Source organism: Thermoclostridium caenicola (genome assembly GCF_900142095.1).
In the GTDB taxonomy this organism is placed as follows: Bacteria; Bacillota; Clostridia; order DSM-8532; family DSM-8532; genus Thermoclostridium_A; species Thermoclostridium_A caenicola.
This window is the reverse complement of the sequence record NZ_FQZP01000005.1, coordinates 1-16,257: the sequence shown is the minus strand read 5'-3', so window position 1 is coordinate 16,257 and position 16,257 is coordinate 1. Positions and strand designations below refer to the sequence as shown.

The following is a 16,257-nucleotide window of genomic DNA, read 5'->3' as shown; positions in this document are numbered from 1 at the left end:
TTCTCATCTTTCTTCAGTGCGATGCCCCTATTATACCATTTGTTAATCCGCTTTTCCATATACGACCGGTCATGCGGCAGTATGGCGTTTGAAGGGACGAAAATCATCGGGCGGAGAGCAATCATGGCTCCGTATGGATAGAACCCAGGGACATGTGGTATGATGTTGTTGCGGATAAAACGACGTAAGGGGGATGGGTATGAAAAAAACACCGCATATTGAAGTGGACAGGGAAGGTTTAATCGCTGAAACCGTCCTTTTGCCGGGGGATCCCTTAAGGGCAAAGTTTATTGCGGAAACATACCTGGATGATGTGATCTGCTTCAACCGGGTCAGGAATATGCTGGGTTTCACAGGCAAATACAAGGGCAAAAAGGTGTCCGTCATGGGAACCGGCATGGGAATGCCGTCCATAGGCATCTATTCCTATGAGCTCATCCATTTTTACGGGGTGAAGAACCTTATTCGGGTGGGATCCTGCGGCAGCTACCAGGAGGATGTAAAGGTGCGGGACATCGTTATCGCCATGGGGGCCTGCACCAATTCGGCCTATGCGAGCCAGTACGGGCTCAATGGCACCTTCGCGCCCATTGCCTCATGGAGCCTTTTGAAAAGGGCAGTTGAAGCAGCCGAGCGCAAGGGCATTCCGGTGAAGGTGGGCAATGTGCTGTCGTCGGATGTGTTTTACAACGATAATCCTGAAGCCTGGAAGAAGTGGGCCGGCATGGGCGTCCTGGCTGTTGAAATGGAAGCGGCCGCACTCTACATGAACGCGGCCAGGGCCGGAGCCAACGCCCTGTGCATCCTGACGGTGTCCGATTCCCTTGTAAGCCAGGAGGAAACCACCGCGGAGGAAAGGGAGCGTTCCTTTACCCAAATGGTGGAGATCGCTCTGGAACTGGCATAACGCTTTTCTTTGAAAGCTTTTGGTATGGCAACCCGGGCAATTGACAGGGTCGGGAAGGGTATGCTATGATCGACTAAAAGTTGACACGAAGTCAACAGGCAGTATTTTTCCTTTCCTCAAACCGATTATCCATGTGCAAGCGTACCATGAAGGTATTTGCTCTTGTAAAACGGGAGCGATATTTTTGTGGTACTTTTTTTGTCTCAAAAGCAGAACGCCGTCTTGCGCGCAAGTACCGGCAGTAATCTACATGACGGAGGTTTAACCATGAAGAATTATGCAGTCAGAAAACTGACCCTTTCTGGCCTGTTCCTGGCACTGGGGCTTTTGTTGCCCTTCCTGACCGGGCAAATCCCGACCATCGGGAGAATGCTGCTGCCCATGCATATCCCTGTCCTTCTGGCCGGGTTTGTCTGCGGCTGGCCTTACGGGCTGATCGTCGGGTTGATTTGTCCTGTGCTGAGAAGCGTGCTGTTTGGGATGCCGCCCATGATGAGTGCCCTGGCCATGACCTTTGAACTGGCTGCCTACGGCTTTGCTGCCGGGTTCTTGTACAGGATTCTGCCCAAAAAGAACATATTCGTCTATGTGGCCCTGCTGGCTTCCATGCTGTTCGGGCGGATCGTCTGGGCCGGTGCCAGCCTGGTCATATACCGGTTGAGCGGTTCCGCCTTTACCTGGGAAATGTTTGCGGCCGGAGCTTTTGTCAACGCAATTCCCGGCATTATCCTTCAGATTGTGCTTATTCCGGCTATCGTCATGGCATTAAAAAAATCAGGGCATATTGAGGAAGCGAAAGCAGCATGAACTTAAGTAACGTATTAATCATGCACGCCAACCTGTATCCCGAAATGGAGATTCAGGATGCCGTTAAGCTTGTCTATCAGAATGAATTCGGCGGCGGTCACCTGATCCGGGACGAACGGGAAAGCCTCAGGCGGCTTATGGACGAGTGTGCGGCCATCAGGCAGGCGGGAAGGCGGGTGACCGGCCCCCGCTTCATCGATATCGGAAACGGCATGTGCCGGCTGGATCTGTCGCCGCTGGACGAACTTACGATAAACCCTTCCACCGTCAACCGCTTTTTTGTCAATACCGCGCGTTGTGTTCATGGAAGTGTTTCGGGGTTTGAAGCAAAGCTGGATATCCTGAGACAGTGCTGCAGGGACGGTGTGCTGAAATACCCGCCGGAAGCCCTGGAAGCCTACCTGGAAGATTACCGGGGCAGGGGCTATCCGCCTGTGAGCCACAGCGAGGCCTACAAGGCCGCATACGCCCCTGCCTACCGGATCATCAAAACCGATTACCGTACCTACCTGGAAGTATTTCTGAAAATCGATGCCCTCCTGGCAACCGGAAAGCGTGTGCTGGTGGCTATCGACGGGAACAGCGGCGCAGGAAAGAGCGCTCTGGGTGCCCTGCTGGCCGATGTATACGATTGCAACCTGTTCCACATGGACCATTTCTTCCTGAGGCCGGAGCAACGAACCGAAGAGCGTCTGCGTGAGACAGGCGGCTTTGTGGATTACGAACGGTTCAATGATGAGGTTATCCGGGGATTGGAGAGCGGAAAACCGTTCAGCTACCGCGTGTTCGACTGCGGGAAGAAGGTCCTTGGGGAGGAAGTGCGGGTTGAACCCAAACAGCTGAACATCATCGAGGGTTCCTACAGCATGCATCCCACGCTGGCAGCGCATTACGATCTGAAGATCTTTCTTCAGGTGCCTCCCGACGAGCAGGCAAGAAGGATCCTGAAAAGAAACGGGGAGGCTATGCTGAAAAGATTTCTCGGCGAATGGATACCCCGGGAAAATCAGTACTTCCAGACAATGGGGATACGGGAGCAGTGCGATCTGATTTTCGGGCAAGTTTAAAGTTGAAAAGTCACAGTCATACAAAAACCATGGCAGATCTTTCTGGTCTGCCATGGCTTTTTATTTTCAGATCCATTTACTGCATCCTTTTTTCCGTGTATAATAAATGTGATATATTAATATATCAGTCGTATGTCGAAGGTACAACACAACCATAACAGCGGAAATGCCAATGGCGTTCATGGGATGAACAGAAAGAAGACGGGGTGAGAGGTCATGAAAAAGGAGCAAATCATAACCCGTATCAGGGAAACAGGGCTGGTGGCCGTCGTGCGGGCCGAAAACCATGACAAGGCTTTCAGAATTACAGAAGCATGCCTGAAAGGCGGCGTGCCGGCCATAGAAATCACCTTTACGGTGCCGGGGGCCCATAAAGTGATTGAAGCCCTTGCGTCCAGATTCGGCGAGGATGAAATCATCCTGGGGGCAGGGACTGTGCTGGATTCCGAAACGGCGCGCATTGCGATTCTATCGGGTGCCCAGTATGTGGTCAGCCCCAGTCTTAATCTTGATACCATCCGGCTTTGCAACCGCTATCGCATTGCCTGCATGCCCGGCGCCATGACCATCCGCGAAGTGGTGGAGTGCATGGAAGCCGGTGCGGACATTGTAAAAGTGTTCCCGGGTGAGCTTTTTGGTCCGCGCATCATCAGAGCCATTAAAGGACCTCTCCCTCAGGCGGAGCTCATACCCACCGGCGGTGTGTCGGTGGAAAATGCCGCCGAATGGATCAAAGCAGGTGCTGTGGCCCTGGGTGCCGGAAGCAGCCTGACTGAAGGTGCCAAAACGGGAGATTACAATAAAATCACCGAGACTGCCAAGCTCTTCATTCAAAAGATTAAGGAGGCCAGGGGAATCTGATTGAGCCCGCCCCGGCCTCCGCCTCCCATTTTTCAACGTGCGAAAGGGAAAACACATCCGGTGTTCCGGGAGAGACGGCGGATGGCGCATGGACGGTTGAAATGCAGCGGAAAGGAGAATCCTTTATGGGTATTTTTAACATTAAAAGCAAGGACGAGTGCCGCTATGATTGCATCTCCCTTGGCGAGGTCATGCTCAGGTTCGATCCGGGTGAAGGCAGGATAAGGACCGCCCGAAGCTTCAGGGTTTGGGAAGGCGGCGGGGAGTACAATGTGAGCCGCGGCCTGAGAAAGTGTTTCGGGATGGATACGGCCATTGTGACCGCCTTTGCGGATAACGAGGTGGGCCGGCTTATTGAGGACTTCATCATGCAGGGCGGTGTGGATACGCGGTTTATCCGGTGGGTCCCCTACGATGGCATCGGGCGCAGCGTCAGAAACGGCCTGAACTTCACAGAAAGAGGATTTGGGATCCGGGGTGCCCTTGGGGTTTCCGATCGGGCCAATACCGCCGCGTCACAACTGAAGCGCGGGGACATCGACTGGGAAGCGATTTTCGGAAAATACGGCACACGCTGGTTCCATACCGGAGGTATCTTTGCCGCGTTGTCCGAGACCACCCCCGAAGTGGTGCTGGAAGCGGTCCGGACGGCCAAGAAATACGGAACCATCGTTTCCTATGACCTGAATTACAGGCCTTCCCTCTGGAAGGGGATCGGGGGACAGGAAAAGGCCCGGGAAGTGAACAGGGAGATTGCCAGATACATCGATGTCATGATTGGCAATGAAGAGGATTTCACCGCCTGCCTCGGGTTCGAAGTGGAAGGCAATGATGAGGAACTGAAGGAACTGAACCTGGACGGATACAAGAAGATGATCCGGGAGGTTATGATGACCTATCCCAATTTCAAGGTGGTGGCAACCACACTCAGGACCGTAAAGACTGCCACGATTAATGACTGGAGCGCCATCTGCTGTGTGGACGGCGAATTCTACAAGGCCAGGGACTATAATGGCCTTGAAATCCTAGATCGGGTGGGTGGAGGCGATAGTTTCGCATCCGGGCTGATTTATGGTCTCATGACCACCGGCGATCCCCAGAAAGCGGTGGAATATGGCGCGGCCCACGGCGCCCTTGCAATGACTACGCCCGGGGATACCTCCATGGCCACCCTCAGGGAAGTGGAGAAGATCATGGCCGGCGGCGGGGCCCGGGTGGTGCGCTAGAAAAAACAGGACACGCAAAATGCTGAAAAACGGACATGCCAGGCATCAGGCTCCGGTTTTTAACCCGGGGCTTTTTTGATGCTGCCGTGCATCCCCAAACCCAAAGGTTCATGCCGTATTATTTTTTACGGGTGAATCGCGCACACTATAGACAACCTAACGGAAAGGCGAGGCTGATAAAGTGGCGAGGATCCTGGTTGTCGATGACGAAACCGCCATCCTTGAACTCGTGGAGATGATCCTGAAAAGGGAACAGTTTTCGGTGGCCGTCGCTTCCACCGGGAAGAAGGCCCTGGAATTGTTCGAGTCCTTCGTGCCCGACCTGGTCATACTGGATTTGATGCTTCCCGATATCAGCGGACATGATCTCTGCAGGGAAATGACGGGCAGAAGAAGGACCCCCATCATCATGCTGACAGCCAGGGATGACATTGTCGACAAGGTCCTTGGACTGGAGCTTGGTGCCGACGATTATATCACCAAACCCTTTGATGCCAGGGAGCTTGTGGCCCGTGTCAAGGCGGTGCTGCGACGCCTTAGGGATGAACGGGCAGCCGGCCCTGAAGTGGTGCGGCATCACGAGCTTGTCATAGACCTAGACAACAGAACGGTCTACAAGAACGATCGGCCGGTTGAACTGACGCTTAAGGAATACGAGCTCCTGGAGGTCTTTGCGCGGAACCCTCGCAGGGTTTTCAGCCGGGAAGAACTGTTGTCAAAGGCATGGGGCTATGATTTTATGGGGGATACCCGGGCTGTGGACACCTGCATCACCAGGCTACGGAAGAAGATCGAGGACGACAGCGCCAATCCCAGGCATATCATCACGGTCTACGGTTTCGGCTACCGTTTTGGAGGTTCCTGACGTGAAGCTGAAAAACAAGCTGATCCTTCTGTATGCCGTTGCCGCCCTTGCGGCAGTCCTGTGTGTCGGCGCGGCCGTTCTTGCGGGCATCGAAAGGCTGAGCATCCGTGCCATCGAAAGGCAACTGCTGGACCAGTCCAGCCTGGCCGAAATCTATATTGTCCAGATGCATCTGCTCCGGGATGACCGGGAAGGCTTGCTCAGTGCCGAAACGGCCCGCGACGCGATAGGTAAGCTCAGCCTCGTTCTCGGGCATGTCCGGCTTTATGATACCCGCCTTGAACTTCTGGCAGCTGCCAGCACCGATTTGGCCAAAAATATCACGGAAGATGAACGGCTCAGGCTTTTGTCGGCAGCCCAAAAAGGGGATTATGCCTATCTTGCCAGGAACAATATCGTCCACTTTGCTTCGCCGGTCATGCAGGATGACCGCATCCTTTGCATCGTGGAAATCATCTATCCCGCAAGCTTCTTCCGCAGCCTGATTTCAGATGTGGTGATGGTTTTTGCAATCGGAGCGGTCCTGCTTATCGTGATCATGACCGGCCTGAGCATCGTGATTGCCGGAAAGGTGACAAGACCCATCCGGGATTTGGCGGAAGCTGCGGAACGATATGCCAACCGGGAATTCAGGCCGGTTGTGATCAAGGGATCCGATGAACTGGTGAGGTTGGGCGAAAGCTTTAATGCCATGGGCGCGCAGTTGCAGGAGTACATCCAACGCCAGAAGCAGTTTGTGTCCAATGTATCCCATGAGCTGAGAACACCCCTGACCGCCATTATCGGCTATTCTGAAATCCTGTGGGACGAGATGAAGGAACGTTCCGATCTCCGCAAGGCCATAAGCCACCTGAATTGCGAGGCAAAACGGCTGGCAGGCCTTGTCGATGAGGTTCTGACGCTGTCAAGAATGGATTCGGGCAAGGAAACCCTCGCGTTTTCCAGGGTGGACCTGTCGGGCCTTGTGGCGGAAACGGCCGAGAGCATGCGTTTGCGGGCAGAAAAGTATGGGATAGTCCTGAAAACATTCATTGAAACCGGCCTTACCATATGGGGTGATCGGGAAAAGCTGATCCAGGTGATGGTTAACCTCCTGGACAACGCGTTCAAATATTCACCGGCGCATTCCAGCGTGTCCGTCAGGCTGGAAAGGGAGGACGGGCACGCCCGCATCACGGTGGCGGACGAGGGGATCGGCATTCCGGAAGCGGACAGGGAAAAGGTCTTCGAGCGGTTCTATCGGGCGGATAATGTGAGGCATGTTCCGGGAACCGGGCTGGGATTGTCCATCGTCAAATACATTATTGATGCACATCAGGGTACGATACGCCTCGATAGGTCCTCCGGGGGTGGCACGGCAGTTGAAATAAAGCTCCCGCTGATATAAAATGTTACAATTCTGACACAGGTTTGATGAAATCATGAAACAGGCAGATGCTAGAATCAGAGATGAAAACGGACAGCACGGAAGGAGGTGCTTCAATGAAAAAGTTTTTTATCCTTGTCATACCGGTTCTAATGTCGATTATCCTGGCGGCATGCGGCCTGACAAAGCTGGACAGTGACAGCATCACGACCATTCCGCGTAGCGAGGATAAGGCGGAACCCGGGAATGATGCAGGCCAGTCCGGCAGCCAAACGAATTCGGAAAAAAGTGATCTGGATATCAAGGGCGATGTACTCCAGGCCGATACGGAAGCGTACATGAAGAGCATCATTGAGGAAAGATCACGAGAGGTCCTGACGGCCATTGCCGAGCGCGATTTTGAAAAGCTTGCCGGTGCCGTACACCCCGAAAAGGGCGTCCGGTTCTCACCATACGGGTATGTGGATACCGAAAGGGATCTTGTGTTCACGGCGGAGCAAATCAGCAAGATGGCATCCGACACCAGGAAATATGTCTGGGGAAGCTATGACGGTTCCGGTGAACCCATCGAGCTCACCTTCAGCGAGTATTTTTCCAGGTTTGTCTACGATGTGGCGTTTACCGAGGCCGAGCAGGTGGGCTACAACAGGATCCTGGGACAGGGCAATTCGCTCAACAACAGTTTTGAGGTTTACAAGAATGCCATTATCGTGGAATACCATTTCCCCGGCATAGATCCCCAATATGAGGGAATGGACTGGAGAAGTCTGAGGCTGGTGTTCGAAAAGTCCGGCGATACCTGGTACCTGGCAGGCATCATTCATGATCAATGGACCATATGAGCAGGCATCATCAGGGGGACATCCATCCCCCTGCCTGTTTAACGGAACCATCAGGGATGCTACCGCATAATATAATTGACAAGATGGAAAAACCATGCTAAAATTAACCACAAATTCACAGCTCAGACGGCTACATTACTGGTTGGTTATAACTTTGTTTCCAGGTGATGTAACACAAGCTGATGAAAACTGAATGATTGCCATAAACCGTTGAGCAAGAGGAGTAGGAATAACGACTTGTACCCAGAGAGCCGCTGGCTGGTGGGAATGCGGCTGCAAGGTTATTTCGAATGGACTTGTGAGGGAAGCCCGAAATCCCATGGAGAGTAGGCGCTTACGGGGAGCCGGCCCGTTATCAGCAGGATGCATATGATGGTATGCAGGCAATGAGTGGGCGCATGCATGCGCCAATTGGGGTGGCACCGCAGAAGCAAAAGCTTTTGTCCCGAAGACGGGACAAAGGCTTTTTTAATTTGCCGGGTTGAAAAACCCGGCAAATATCAGGGCTTCACGTGGACACCATGGGACGCGCAGCATGGAAATGACAGAAAGTTTGACTCAGAGAAGAGATGAGACGAGGTGAGAAAAATGAGAAGAGGCGAGGCCAGAACAACGCCGGATCTCGCCGAGATCCGGCGGCTGGCACAGGATTATCATCTGATTCCTGTCTGCCGGGAAATCTATGCGGACATCACAACACCCATCGCCCTTTTGCGCAGGATCGCGCGCATCAGCGACAGGTATTTTTTGCTTGAGAGCGTTGAAGGCGGCGAGAAATGGGGCAGGTATTCCTTTCTGGGCTTTGATCCGATAGCCCATGTGGTTCTCAAGGACGGTGAACTCACCATCGAGGATGGCCAAAAGCGGACGCTGCATACCCGCAAGCCATATGAGGCGCTGCGGTCATTCCTGTCGGCGTACAAAGCGCCGAGGCTTCCGGGCATGCCGCCGTTTGCCGGAGGGTTTGTGGGGTACTTCTCCTATGCCATGATCGGTTACGCTGAGCCGGTTTTGAAGCTCAGGAGCAGCGAATTCAACGATCTGGATCTCATGCTGTTTGACAAGGTCATCGCCTATGACCACCTGAAGCAGAAGATCAGCATTGTGGCCAACATGCGCACCGACAGGCTGGAGGAAAACTATCAGAAAGCGCTCGACGCGATTGAAGACATCGTCCGGGTCATAACCGACCAGGCCCCCCTGCCCGAAACCGAAGCAAAGACCGTTCCGTGTTTCTCCTGCAATGTCTCTAAGGAAGAATTCTGCGAGATGGTCCAAAAGACAAAGGTATACATCAAAGCGGGCGACATATTCCAGGCCGTCATTTCCAGGCGGTTTGAAGCAGAGTATGCGAGCAGCCTGCTTGATGCCTACAGGGTCCTGAGAACGACCAACCCTTCTCCGTACATGGTATTTCTGCAAAACCGCGATTTGCAGCTCATCAGCACATCCCCGGAAACCCTGGTAAGGCTTCAGGGCAGGAAGCTGACAACCTTCCCCATAGCCGGGACCATGCCCCGGGGCTTGACCGCCGATGAGGATCTGGCTCTGGAAAAGCATCTGCTGGCAGATGAAAAGGAACTGGCAGAGCATGATATGCTGGTGGATCTGGCAAGGAACGACTTGGGGAAGATATCCGAATATGGAAGCGTCCGCGTAACGCAGTACAGGGCCATCCAGCGCTACTCCAGGGTTATGCACATCACATCCGAAGTGGAAGGCCGCATCCGGAAAGACCGGGACGCCCTGGATGCGATTGAGGCGCTGCTCCCTGCCGGTACCCTGTCCGGCGCTCCCAAGATCCGCGCATGCGAGATCATCGAGGAGCTTGAAAAGGCGCCAAGAGGTATCTATGGCGGAGCCATCGGCTACATAGACTTCACGGGGAATATGGATGCCTGCATCGCCATCCGCATGGCAGTCAAAAAGGACGGTAAGGTCTATGTGCAGGCCGGCGGCGGTGTTGTAGCCGACAGCATCGCCGAAAGGGAATACGAAGAATCGGGAAACAAGGCCAAGGCCGTTATAGAGGCCATCATGGCGGCTGGGGAGGTGGATGCGTGATGATCCTGATCATTGACAACTATGACAGCTTTACCTATAACCTGGCGCAGCTTGCCGGGTCCATCAATGAAGACATCCGGGTCATCCGGAATGATGCCATCACGGTTGATGAAGTCAGGTCTTTAAGGCCCACGCACATCATCCTTTCACCCGGTCCGGGCTATCCAAGGCAGGCGGGCATCTGCGAGGACCTGGTCCTGAAGATCAAGGGAGAGATCCCCGTGCTTGGTATATGCCTTGGACACCAGGCCATCTGCGAGGCTTTCGGGGCAGCCATTGCTCCGGCCAGACAGCTGATGCACGGCAAATCCAGCAATATCCATATTGCCAACGGCAGCAGACTGTTCAAAGGGCTTCCGCCCATCATCCAGGCGGCCAGGTATCACTCCCTGGCTGTCGAGAGAAGATCCCTGCCCGACGAACTCCTGGTTATCGCTGAGGATGACAGCGGGGAAATCATGGGAATCAAGCACAGGGATTATGAGGTTTACGGGCTCCAGTTCCATCCCGAGTCCGTCCTGACACCGCACGGAAGCGTCATCATGAGCAATTTCCTGAGGAATATATTTTGAGGATAGGCGGTGAGCATGATGATTAAGGAAGCCATACATAAACTTCTGAACCGGGAAGATCTGTCCCTTGACATGACCAAGGCAGTCATGGATGAAATCATGAGCGGCAGTGCCACGCCGGCGCAGATTGCAGCCTTTCTGACCGCCATGAGGATGAAGGGCGAGACCATTGATGAGATCACGGCCTGCGCCATGATCATGCGGAAATACGGCACCAAGCTCCGACATGAGGGCGATGTGCTGGACATCGTCGGTACCGGAGGGGATCAGACCTATACCTTCAACATCTCCACCGTCTCCTCGCTGGTCATTTCAGCGGCAGGCATACCGGTGGCCAAACACGGCAACAGGAGCGTCTCCAGTAAGTGCGGAAGCGCGGACGTCCTGGAAGCCCTGGGCGTGAAAATCGATATTCCCGTTGAGAAGAGCGAAAGGATTTTAAGGGAGATCGGTATCTGTTTCATGTTCGCGCCGTTCTACCATTCGGCCATGAAATATGCCGCGCCGGTCAGGAAGGAGATAGGGGCGCGCACCATTTTCAACATCCTGGGGCCCCTGTCGAGCCCGGCCAACGCCACCCTGCAGCTTTTGGGCGTTTATGACGAGAACCTGGTGGAGCCGCTTGCCAGGGTGCTATGCAACCTGGGCGTGAAAAAGGCCATGGTGGTCCATGGGCATGATGGCCTGGATGAGATCTCCATGACCACGAAAACCACCGTGTGCGAAGTCAATCATGGACGTCTGAACAGTTTCTTCCTGGATCCGCAACAGTTCGGATTTTCCTACTGCAAGCCCGAGGATCTGATGGGCGGCGGTCCCCAGGAGAATGCGGAGATTGCCCTGAGAATCCTGAGCGGCGAAAAAGGGCCCAAACGGGACACGGTCCTGCTCAACTCCGCGGTTTGCCTCTACATGTACTACGACAACATTACCCTCAGGGAATGTGTGCGGCTTGCAGCAGAGACCATCGACAGCGGAAAGGCTATGGAACAGTTGAACAGGTTTATCCGCCTGTCCCATGCCGAAGACTGACCGAAAAGGCTGGTGGAGAAATGATACTGGAAACCTTGGCAGAATCCACAAGAAAGCGCGTGGAGAAAGCAAAACGGGAAATACCACCGGATGTGCTGAAAGAACGGATAGCAGGCATAAAAAACAGCCGCGGGCCCTTTGCCTTTGAAAAAGCGCTCAAGGGTAATGGCATCTCCTTCATCTGCGAAGTAAAGAAGGCATCGCCTTCAAAAGGCGAAATCGCTCCCGATTTCCCCTATAAGACGATTGCCAGGGAATACGAGGAAGCCGGGGCCCGGGCGATTTCGGTCCTGACCGAGCCTGAATACTTTAAAGGCCATGACCGGTATCTTGAAGAAATCAGCACGCTGGTCAGCATACCCGTATTGCGGAAGGACTTCATCGTGGATGCCTACCAGATATATGAGGCAAAGCTTTTGGGAGCGGATGCGGTCCTGTTGATTTGTTCCCTAATGGATACGCAGACCCTGAAGGAATACATGGGGATCTGTGACGGGCTCGGGCTTTCCGCACTTGTGGAAGCCCACACCAGGGAAGAAGTCCTCTCCGCCCTTGAGGCAGGTGCCCGGGTGATCGGTGTGAATAACCGCAATCTCAGGACCTTTGAGGTGGATATCAGGACCTGTATCACGCTGAGGGAAATGGTCCCGGACCACATTGTCTATGTGGCGGAAAGCGGCATTCAGTCCAGAGAGGATATCGCCATGCTCGAAAAGCACGGTGTGGATGCGGTCCTGATAGGGGAAGCGCTGATGAGAAGTCCCGACAAAAAAGCCATGCTCGCCTGCTTGAAGGGCTGTCACGACGCATAGGGATCGGAGGGACGCGAGCATGGCTATGATCAAGATATGCGGTTTGACACGAAAAGTGGATATCGAAGCCGCCAACGAGGCCCGTCCTGACTACATCGGCTTTGTATTTGCCAGGAGCAGGCGGCAGGTGGACGAGGAACAGGCTAAGGCCCTGAAGGCATGCCTGAATCCTTCCATCAAAGCGGTCGGCGTGTTTGTCAATGAAGAAATGGCGCGCATCATCCGCTTGTGCCACTCAGGGGTGATCGATCTGATCCAGCTCCATGGCGATGAGGATGAAGATTATATTCAGGCCCTGAAATCCTGCGTGACCAATCCGGTCATCAAGGCTGTAAGGGTGAAGGATGCGGGGGATATACGGCAAGCATTGGCTTTGTCCTGTGATTATCTGCTGCTGGATGCCTGGCATGAGGATCAATACGGCGGAATGGGCAGGACCTTTGACTGGTCCCTGATTCCTGAAATCAACAAACCCTTTTTTCTGGCCGGAGGCATCCATTCGGGCAACATTTTGCAAGCCATCGAAAAATGCCGGCCCTATGGCATTGATGTCAGCAGCGGGGTAGAGACAGCGGGCTTTAAGGATCCTGAGAAGATAAGGGAGATTGTAGCCCTGGCAAGAAAGCAAAACAGGCCGTAATCTGATTTGCAGTGGAGAGCCCGGCGGGGCATTTTGCTTAGCCGGCAGGAAACAGTGCCTGAAAATGCACAATCATGTGAACGGCATCATGGATAAAGGAGACGGATGTTCATGTCAAAAGGAAGGTTTGGCGACTACGGCGGTCAATACATTCCGGAAACGCTGATGAATGCTGTTATCGAGCTGGAAGAAGCCTATGAACGGCTAAAGGATGATCCGGATTTCAAAAGCGAGCTGAACAGGTTGCTTCAGGAATATGCGGGCAGGCCTTCGCTGCTCTATTACGCGGAAAAGATGACCAGGGATCTGGGTGGGGCGAAAATTTACCTCAAGAGGGAAGATCTCAACCACACAGGCTCCCACAAGATCAACAATGTGCTGGGACAGGTGCTCCTGGCAAAGCGGATGGGCAAAACCCGCGTCATCGCCGAAACGGGAGCCGGGCAGCACGGGGTTGCCACTGCGACTGCGGCCGCACTTTTAGGCCTTGAATGCGAGATCTTCATGGGAAAGGAAGATACAAGGCGTCAGGCCCTCAATGTTTATCGCATGAAGCTCCTGGGGGCAAAGGTCCATGAGGTGACCAGCGGTACCCAGACCCTGAAGGATGCGGTGAATGAGACCCTGCGGGAATGGAGCAGGCGCGTTGCCGATACCCATTATGTCCTGGGATCGGTCATGGGTCCGCACCCGTTTCCGACCATCGTGCGGGATTTCCAGAGCGTGATCGGCCGGGAAGTCAGGCAGCAGATTCTGGAAAGGGAAGGGAGGCTTCCGGACGTCCTGGTGGCCTGTGTAGGCGGCGGCAGCAATGCCATAGGGCTCTTCCACGAATTCATCAACGATCGGGACGTAGCCCTCATCGGCTGCGAGGCTGCCGGCCATGGCATCCATACCGATAAGCACGCGGCAACCATGACCTTGGGCAAAGTCGGCATTTTCCATGGTATGAAGTCGTATTTCTGCCAGGATGCATACGGCCAGATAGCGCCGGTCCATTCCATCTCTGCCGGACTTGATTATCCGGGTGTTGGGCCGGAGCATGCCTACCTGCGCGATAGAGGAAGGGCGGAATATGTTCCGATCACCGATGAGGAGGCCGTAGAAGCCTTCGAATACCTGTCTCGTACGGAGGGCATTATTCCGGCCATTGAAAGCGCCCATGCGGTTGCCTATGCCATGAAGCGTGCGCCTCAGATGAGGCAGGACCAGATCATAGTCGTCGGCCTCTCCGGCAGGGGCGATAAGGATGTGGCTTCCATAGCCCGTTACAGAGGGGTGGATATCCATGAATAGGATGGAGCAGGTCTTTAAAAACGGCAAAGCTTTTATTCCTTTTATAACGGCAGGCGATCCGGATATTGAGACAACCGAGCGGCTGGTGCATGGCATGGCGGAAGCCGGCGCCGATTTGATCGAGCTGGGCATCCCTTTTTCTGATCCGGTGGCCGAGGGTCCGGTCATCCAGGCCGCTAGCAGCAGGGCTTTAGCAGGCGGTGTTACGACCGACAGCATCTTTGCCATGGTCAGGCGTATCCGGAAGACCTGCCAGGTGCCTATAGCCTTCATGACCTATATCAATCCGGTTTTTTCCTATGGCTATGACAGGTTCCTGGAAAACTGTGAAGAGGCCGGGGTGGACGCGCTGATCATACCCGATCTGCCTTTTGAGGAAAGAGGGGAGATTCTGCCGTTCTGCAGAAAGTACGGCATCATGCTGGTTCCCTTGGTATCGCCAACCTCCGGCAGCAGGATAGAGACAATCGCCAGGGAAGCACAGGGCTTCATATACTGTGTGTCCTCCATGGGGGTGACCGGTGTGCGGGAGCATATCGGCAATGAAGCGGAAGAGATGGTGAATCGGATAAGGAAAGTGACGGATGTTCCCTGCGCCATTGGATTCGGTATTTCAACTCCTGAACAGGCTTCAAGAATGGCGGCTTTCGCCGACGGAGTTATCGTTGGCAGCGCCATCGTCAGAATGGTCGAACAGTACGGCGCGGATTGTGTCCCCCATGTGGTGGAATATGTGCGCATGATGAAACATGCTGTTTCTGACATATATTAAGTAACTATATTAATAAATATAAAAACGAAGGCAGGCAAACAGGGTCCGGAAGAAGTTTTCCGGGCCCTGTTCACGGACTGGCATATGGATTAAAAAGGAGATTGACAGGACAAGCCCATCCGTGCTAAACTTAACTTCCGCCGGTGATGAGGCTGATTGAAAAGCGGCTTCGAAAAGGTCCGGCGGCTGAAGGCATAAGGCCTTCGGGCAGCGTTCCTTGGATAGATGGCATGGAAGAAAGAGGCGATTGACAAAACGGCGCCGGCCATGCTAGACTGAATATCCGCCGATGATGACCGGTAAATCCGAGGTCTCATAGCGGTATGGGAAGTGAAGGCGACGAGCCTTCATTCCTTCCTCCGGCATTCAGCAGGTGAAAGAAATCTGGCAGAAAGAGGAGATTGACAAATACCGCGCGGCATGGTAAACTAAGATTCCGTCGCCCCGAGAGGCCCGTCAATAAACGGTTTCGGCAAGAGCGGATCAAGAAATTGGAAGCTCGAAAAAAGTCGAAAGGTGTTGACAAAGGCCGGGCGAATGTGATAAAATAAAATTCCGCCGCGCCTTGGAAGGCGAAAGCGTTCCGGGGCATGAACAAGCAAAAGAGCGGCATGGACATTGAAAATTGAACAGTGTATGAGAAAGCATCATGCAAATGATGCAGGAACCCGTTAAGCGAGTACATGGATGCGGAAGCGTCTATGGAAGCTTTGAGTAATTCAACTACTTGCGAAAGTGAGTAGTAGGTTAAAGAGTAACAGGACAAGGCATTCCTGGTTGAGCGAGAGCTTGACCTGGGACGATGCTCAAATAATTTATTTGAGGGTTTGATCCTGGCTCAGGACGAACGCTGGCGGCGTGCCTAACACATGCAAGTCGAACGGGATTCGCATGCTCAGCACTGAGCGCAAGTTGGTAACAACAAGGTAGCAAGAAGTTGCCGACAGCGTCATGCGAGAGCGGTAGCTCGAGCATTACGCGATTCCAAGGGCATAGCACATGCAAACTTGGACGCTGAGTGCTGAGCAGGCGATGAGAGTGGCGAACGGGCGAGTAACGCGTGAGCAACCTACCTCGTACTGGGGGATAACGTCGGGAAACCGGCGCTAATACCGCATAAGACTACGA

15 protein-coding genes, 1 rRNA gene and 1 other annotated feature are annotated in these 16,257 nt (G+C 53.8%); all 16 genes read left to right on the top strand.

Annotated elements, in window-relative coordinates; translation table 11 throughout:
- The first annotated feature begins 199 nt into the window (after positions 1-199).
- Complete coding sequence (gene deoD / locus F3H12_RS02555; RefSeq protein WP_149677787.1) at positions 200-907, top strand: purine-nucleoside phosphorylase; 708 nt, start codon at positions 200-202, stop codon at positions 905-907.
- Between the two features lie 267 nt (positions 908-1,174).
- Positions 1,175-1,714 carry an ECF transporter S component gene (locus F3H12_RS02550; protein ID WP_149677786.1) on the top strand — a complete coding sequence of 180 codons (540 nt, stop codon included), beginning with the start codon at positions 1,175-1,177 and terminating at the stop codon, positions 1,712-1,714.
- Positions 1,711-2,781, top strand: a complete 1,071-nt coding sequence (locus F3H12_RS13445) for a uridine kinase family protein (RefSeq protein WP_243133168.1) — start codon at positions 1,711-1,713, stop codon at positions 2,779-2,781. Before F3H12_RS02550 ends, F3H12_RS13445 begins: the two co-directional genes overlap by 4 nt.
- A gap of 216 nt (positions 2,782-2,997) precedes the next feature.
- A complete protein-coding gene (locus tag F3H12_RS02540) occupies positions 2,998-3,642 on the top strand; it encodes a bifunctional 2-keto-4-hydroxyglutarate aldolase/2-keto-3-deoxy-6-phosphogluconate aldolase (RefSeq protein ID WP_149677785.1) in 645 nt (214 codons plus the stop codon).
- Between the two features lie 125 nt (positions 3,643-3,767).
- Positions 3,768-4,868, top strand: a complete 1,101-nt coding sequence (locus tag F3H12_RS02535; protein WP_149677784.1) for a sugar kinase — start codon at positions 3,768-3,770, stop codon at positions 4,866-4,868.
- 181 nt (positions 4,869-5,049) lie between these two features.
- Complete coding sequence (locus F3H12_RS02530) at positions 5,050-5,733, top strand: response regulator transcription factor (RefSeq protein ID WP_149677783.1); 684 nt, start codon at positions 5,050-5,052, stop codon at positions 5,731-5,733.
- Position 5,734: 1 nt separating this feature from the next.
- Complete coding sequence (locus F3H12_RS02525) at positions 5,735-7,120, top strand: sensor histidine kinase (RefSeq protein WP_149677782.1); 1,386 nt, start codon at positions 5,735-5,737, stop codon at positions 7,118-7,120.
- 95 nt (positions 7,121-7,215) lie between these two features.
- On the top strand, positions 7,216-7,941 hold the full coding sequence (locus tag F3H12_RS02520) for a hypothetical protein (RefSeq protein ID WP_149677781.1): 726 nt from the start codon (positions 7,216-7,218) through the stop codon (positions 7,939-7,941).
- 201 nt (positions 7,942-8,142) lie between these two features.
- Positions 8,143-8,392 (top strand) — a binding site (T-box leader).
- A gap of 137 nt (positions 8,393-8,529) precedes the next feature.
- Complete coding sequence (gene trpE, locus F3H12_RS02515) at positions 8,530-10,005, top strand: anthranilate synthase component I (protein WP_149677780.1); 1,476 nt, start codon at positions 8,530-8,532, stop codon at positions 10,003-10,005.
- A complete protein-coding gene (locus F3H12_RS02510) occupies positions 10,005-10,577 on the top strand; it encodes an anthranilate synthase component II (protein ID WP_149677869.1) in 573 nt (190 codons plus the stop codon). Before trpE ends, F3H12_RS02510 begins: the two co-directional genes overlap by 1 nt.
- A gap of 18 nt (positions 10,578-10,595) precedes the next feature.
- Positions 10,596-11,609: an anthranilate phosphoribosyltransferase gene (gene trpD, locus F3H12_RS02505; protein ID WP_149677868.1), complete on the top strand. Its 1,014-nt coding sequence runs from the start codon at positions 10,596-10,598 to the stop codon at positions 11,607-11,609.
- 20 nt (positions 11,610-11,629) lie between these two features.
- Positions 11,630-12,421, top strand: coding sequence for an indole-3-glycerol phosphate synthase TrpC (gene trpC, locus F3H12_RS02500; RefSeq protein ID WP_149677779.1), 792 nt, complete (start codon positions 11,630-11,632; stop codon positions 12,419-12,421).
- Positions 12,422-12,440: 19 nt separating this feature from the next.
- Complete coding sequence (locus F3H12_RS02495) at positions 12,441-13,061, top strand: phosphoribosylanthranilate isomerase (RefSeq protein WP_149677778.1); 621 nt, start codon at positions 12,441-12,443, stop codon at positions 13,059-13,061.
- Between the two features lie 111 nt (positions 13,062-13,172).
- Positions 13,173-14,357: a tryptophan synthase subunit beta gene (gene trpB / locus F3H12_RS02490; protein WP_149677777.1), complete on the top strand. Its 1,185-nt coding sequence runs from the start codon at positions 13,173-13,175 to the stop codon at positions 14,355-14,357.
- A complete protein-coding gene (gene trpA, locus F3H12_RS02485) occupies positions 14,350-15,129 on the top strand; it encodes a tryptophan synthase subunit alpha (protein ID WP_149677776.1) in 780 nt (259 codons plus the stop codon). The genes trpB and trpA overlap by 8 nt, the downstream gene beginning before the upstream one ends.
- Before the next feature lie 815 nt (positions 15,130-15,944).
- A 16S ribosomal RNA gene (locus tag F3H12_RS02480) occupies positions 15,945-16,257 on the top strand; the annotation flags it as partial.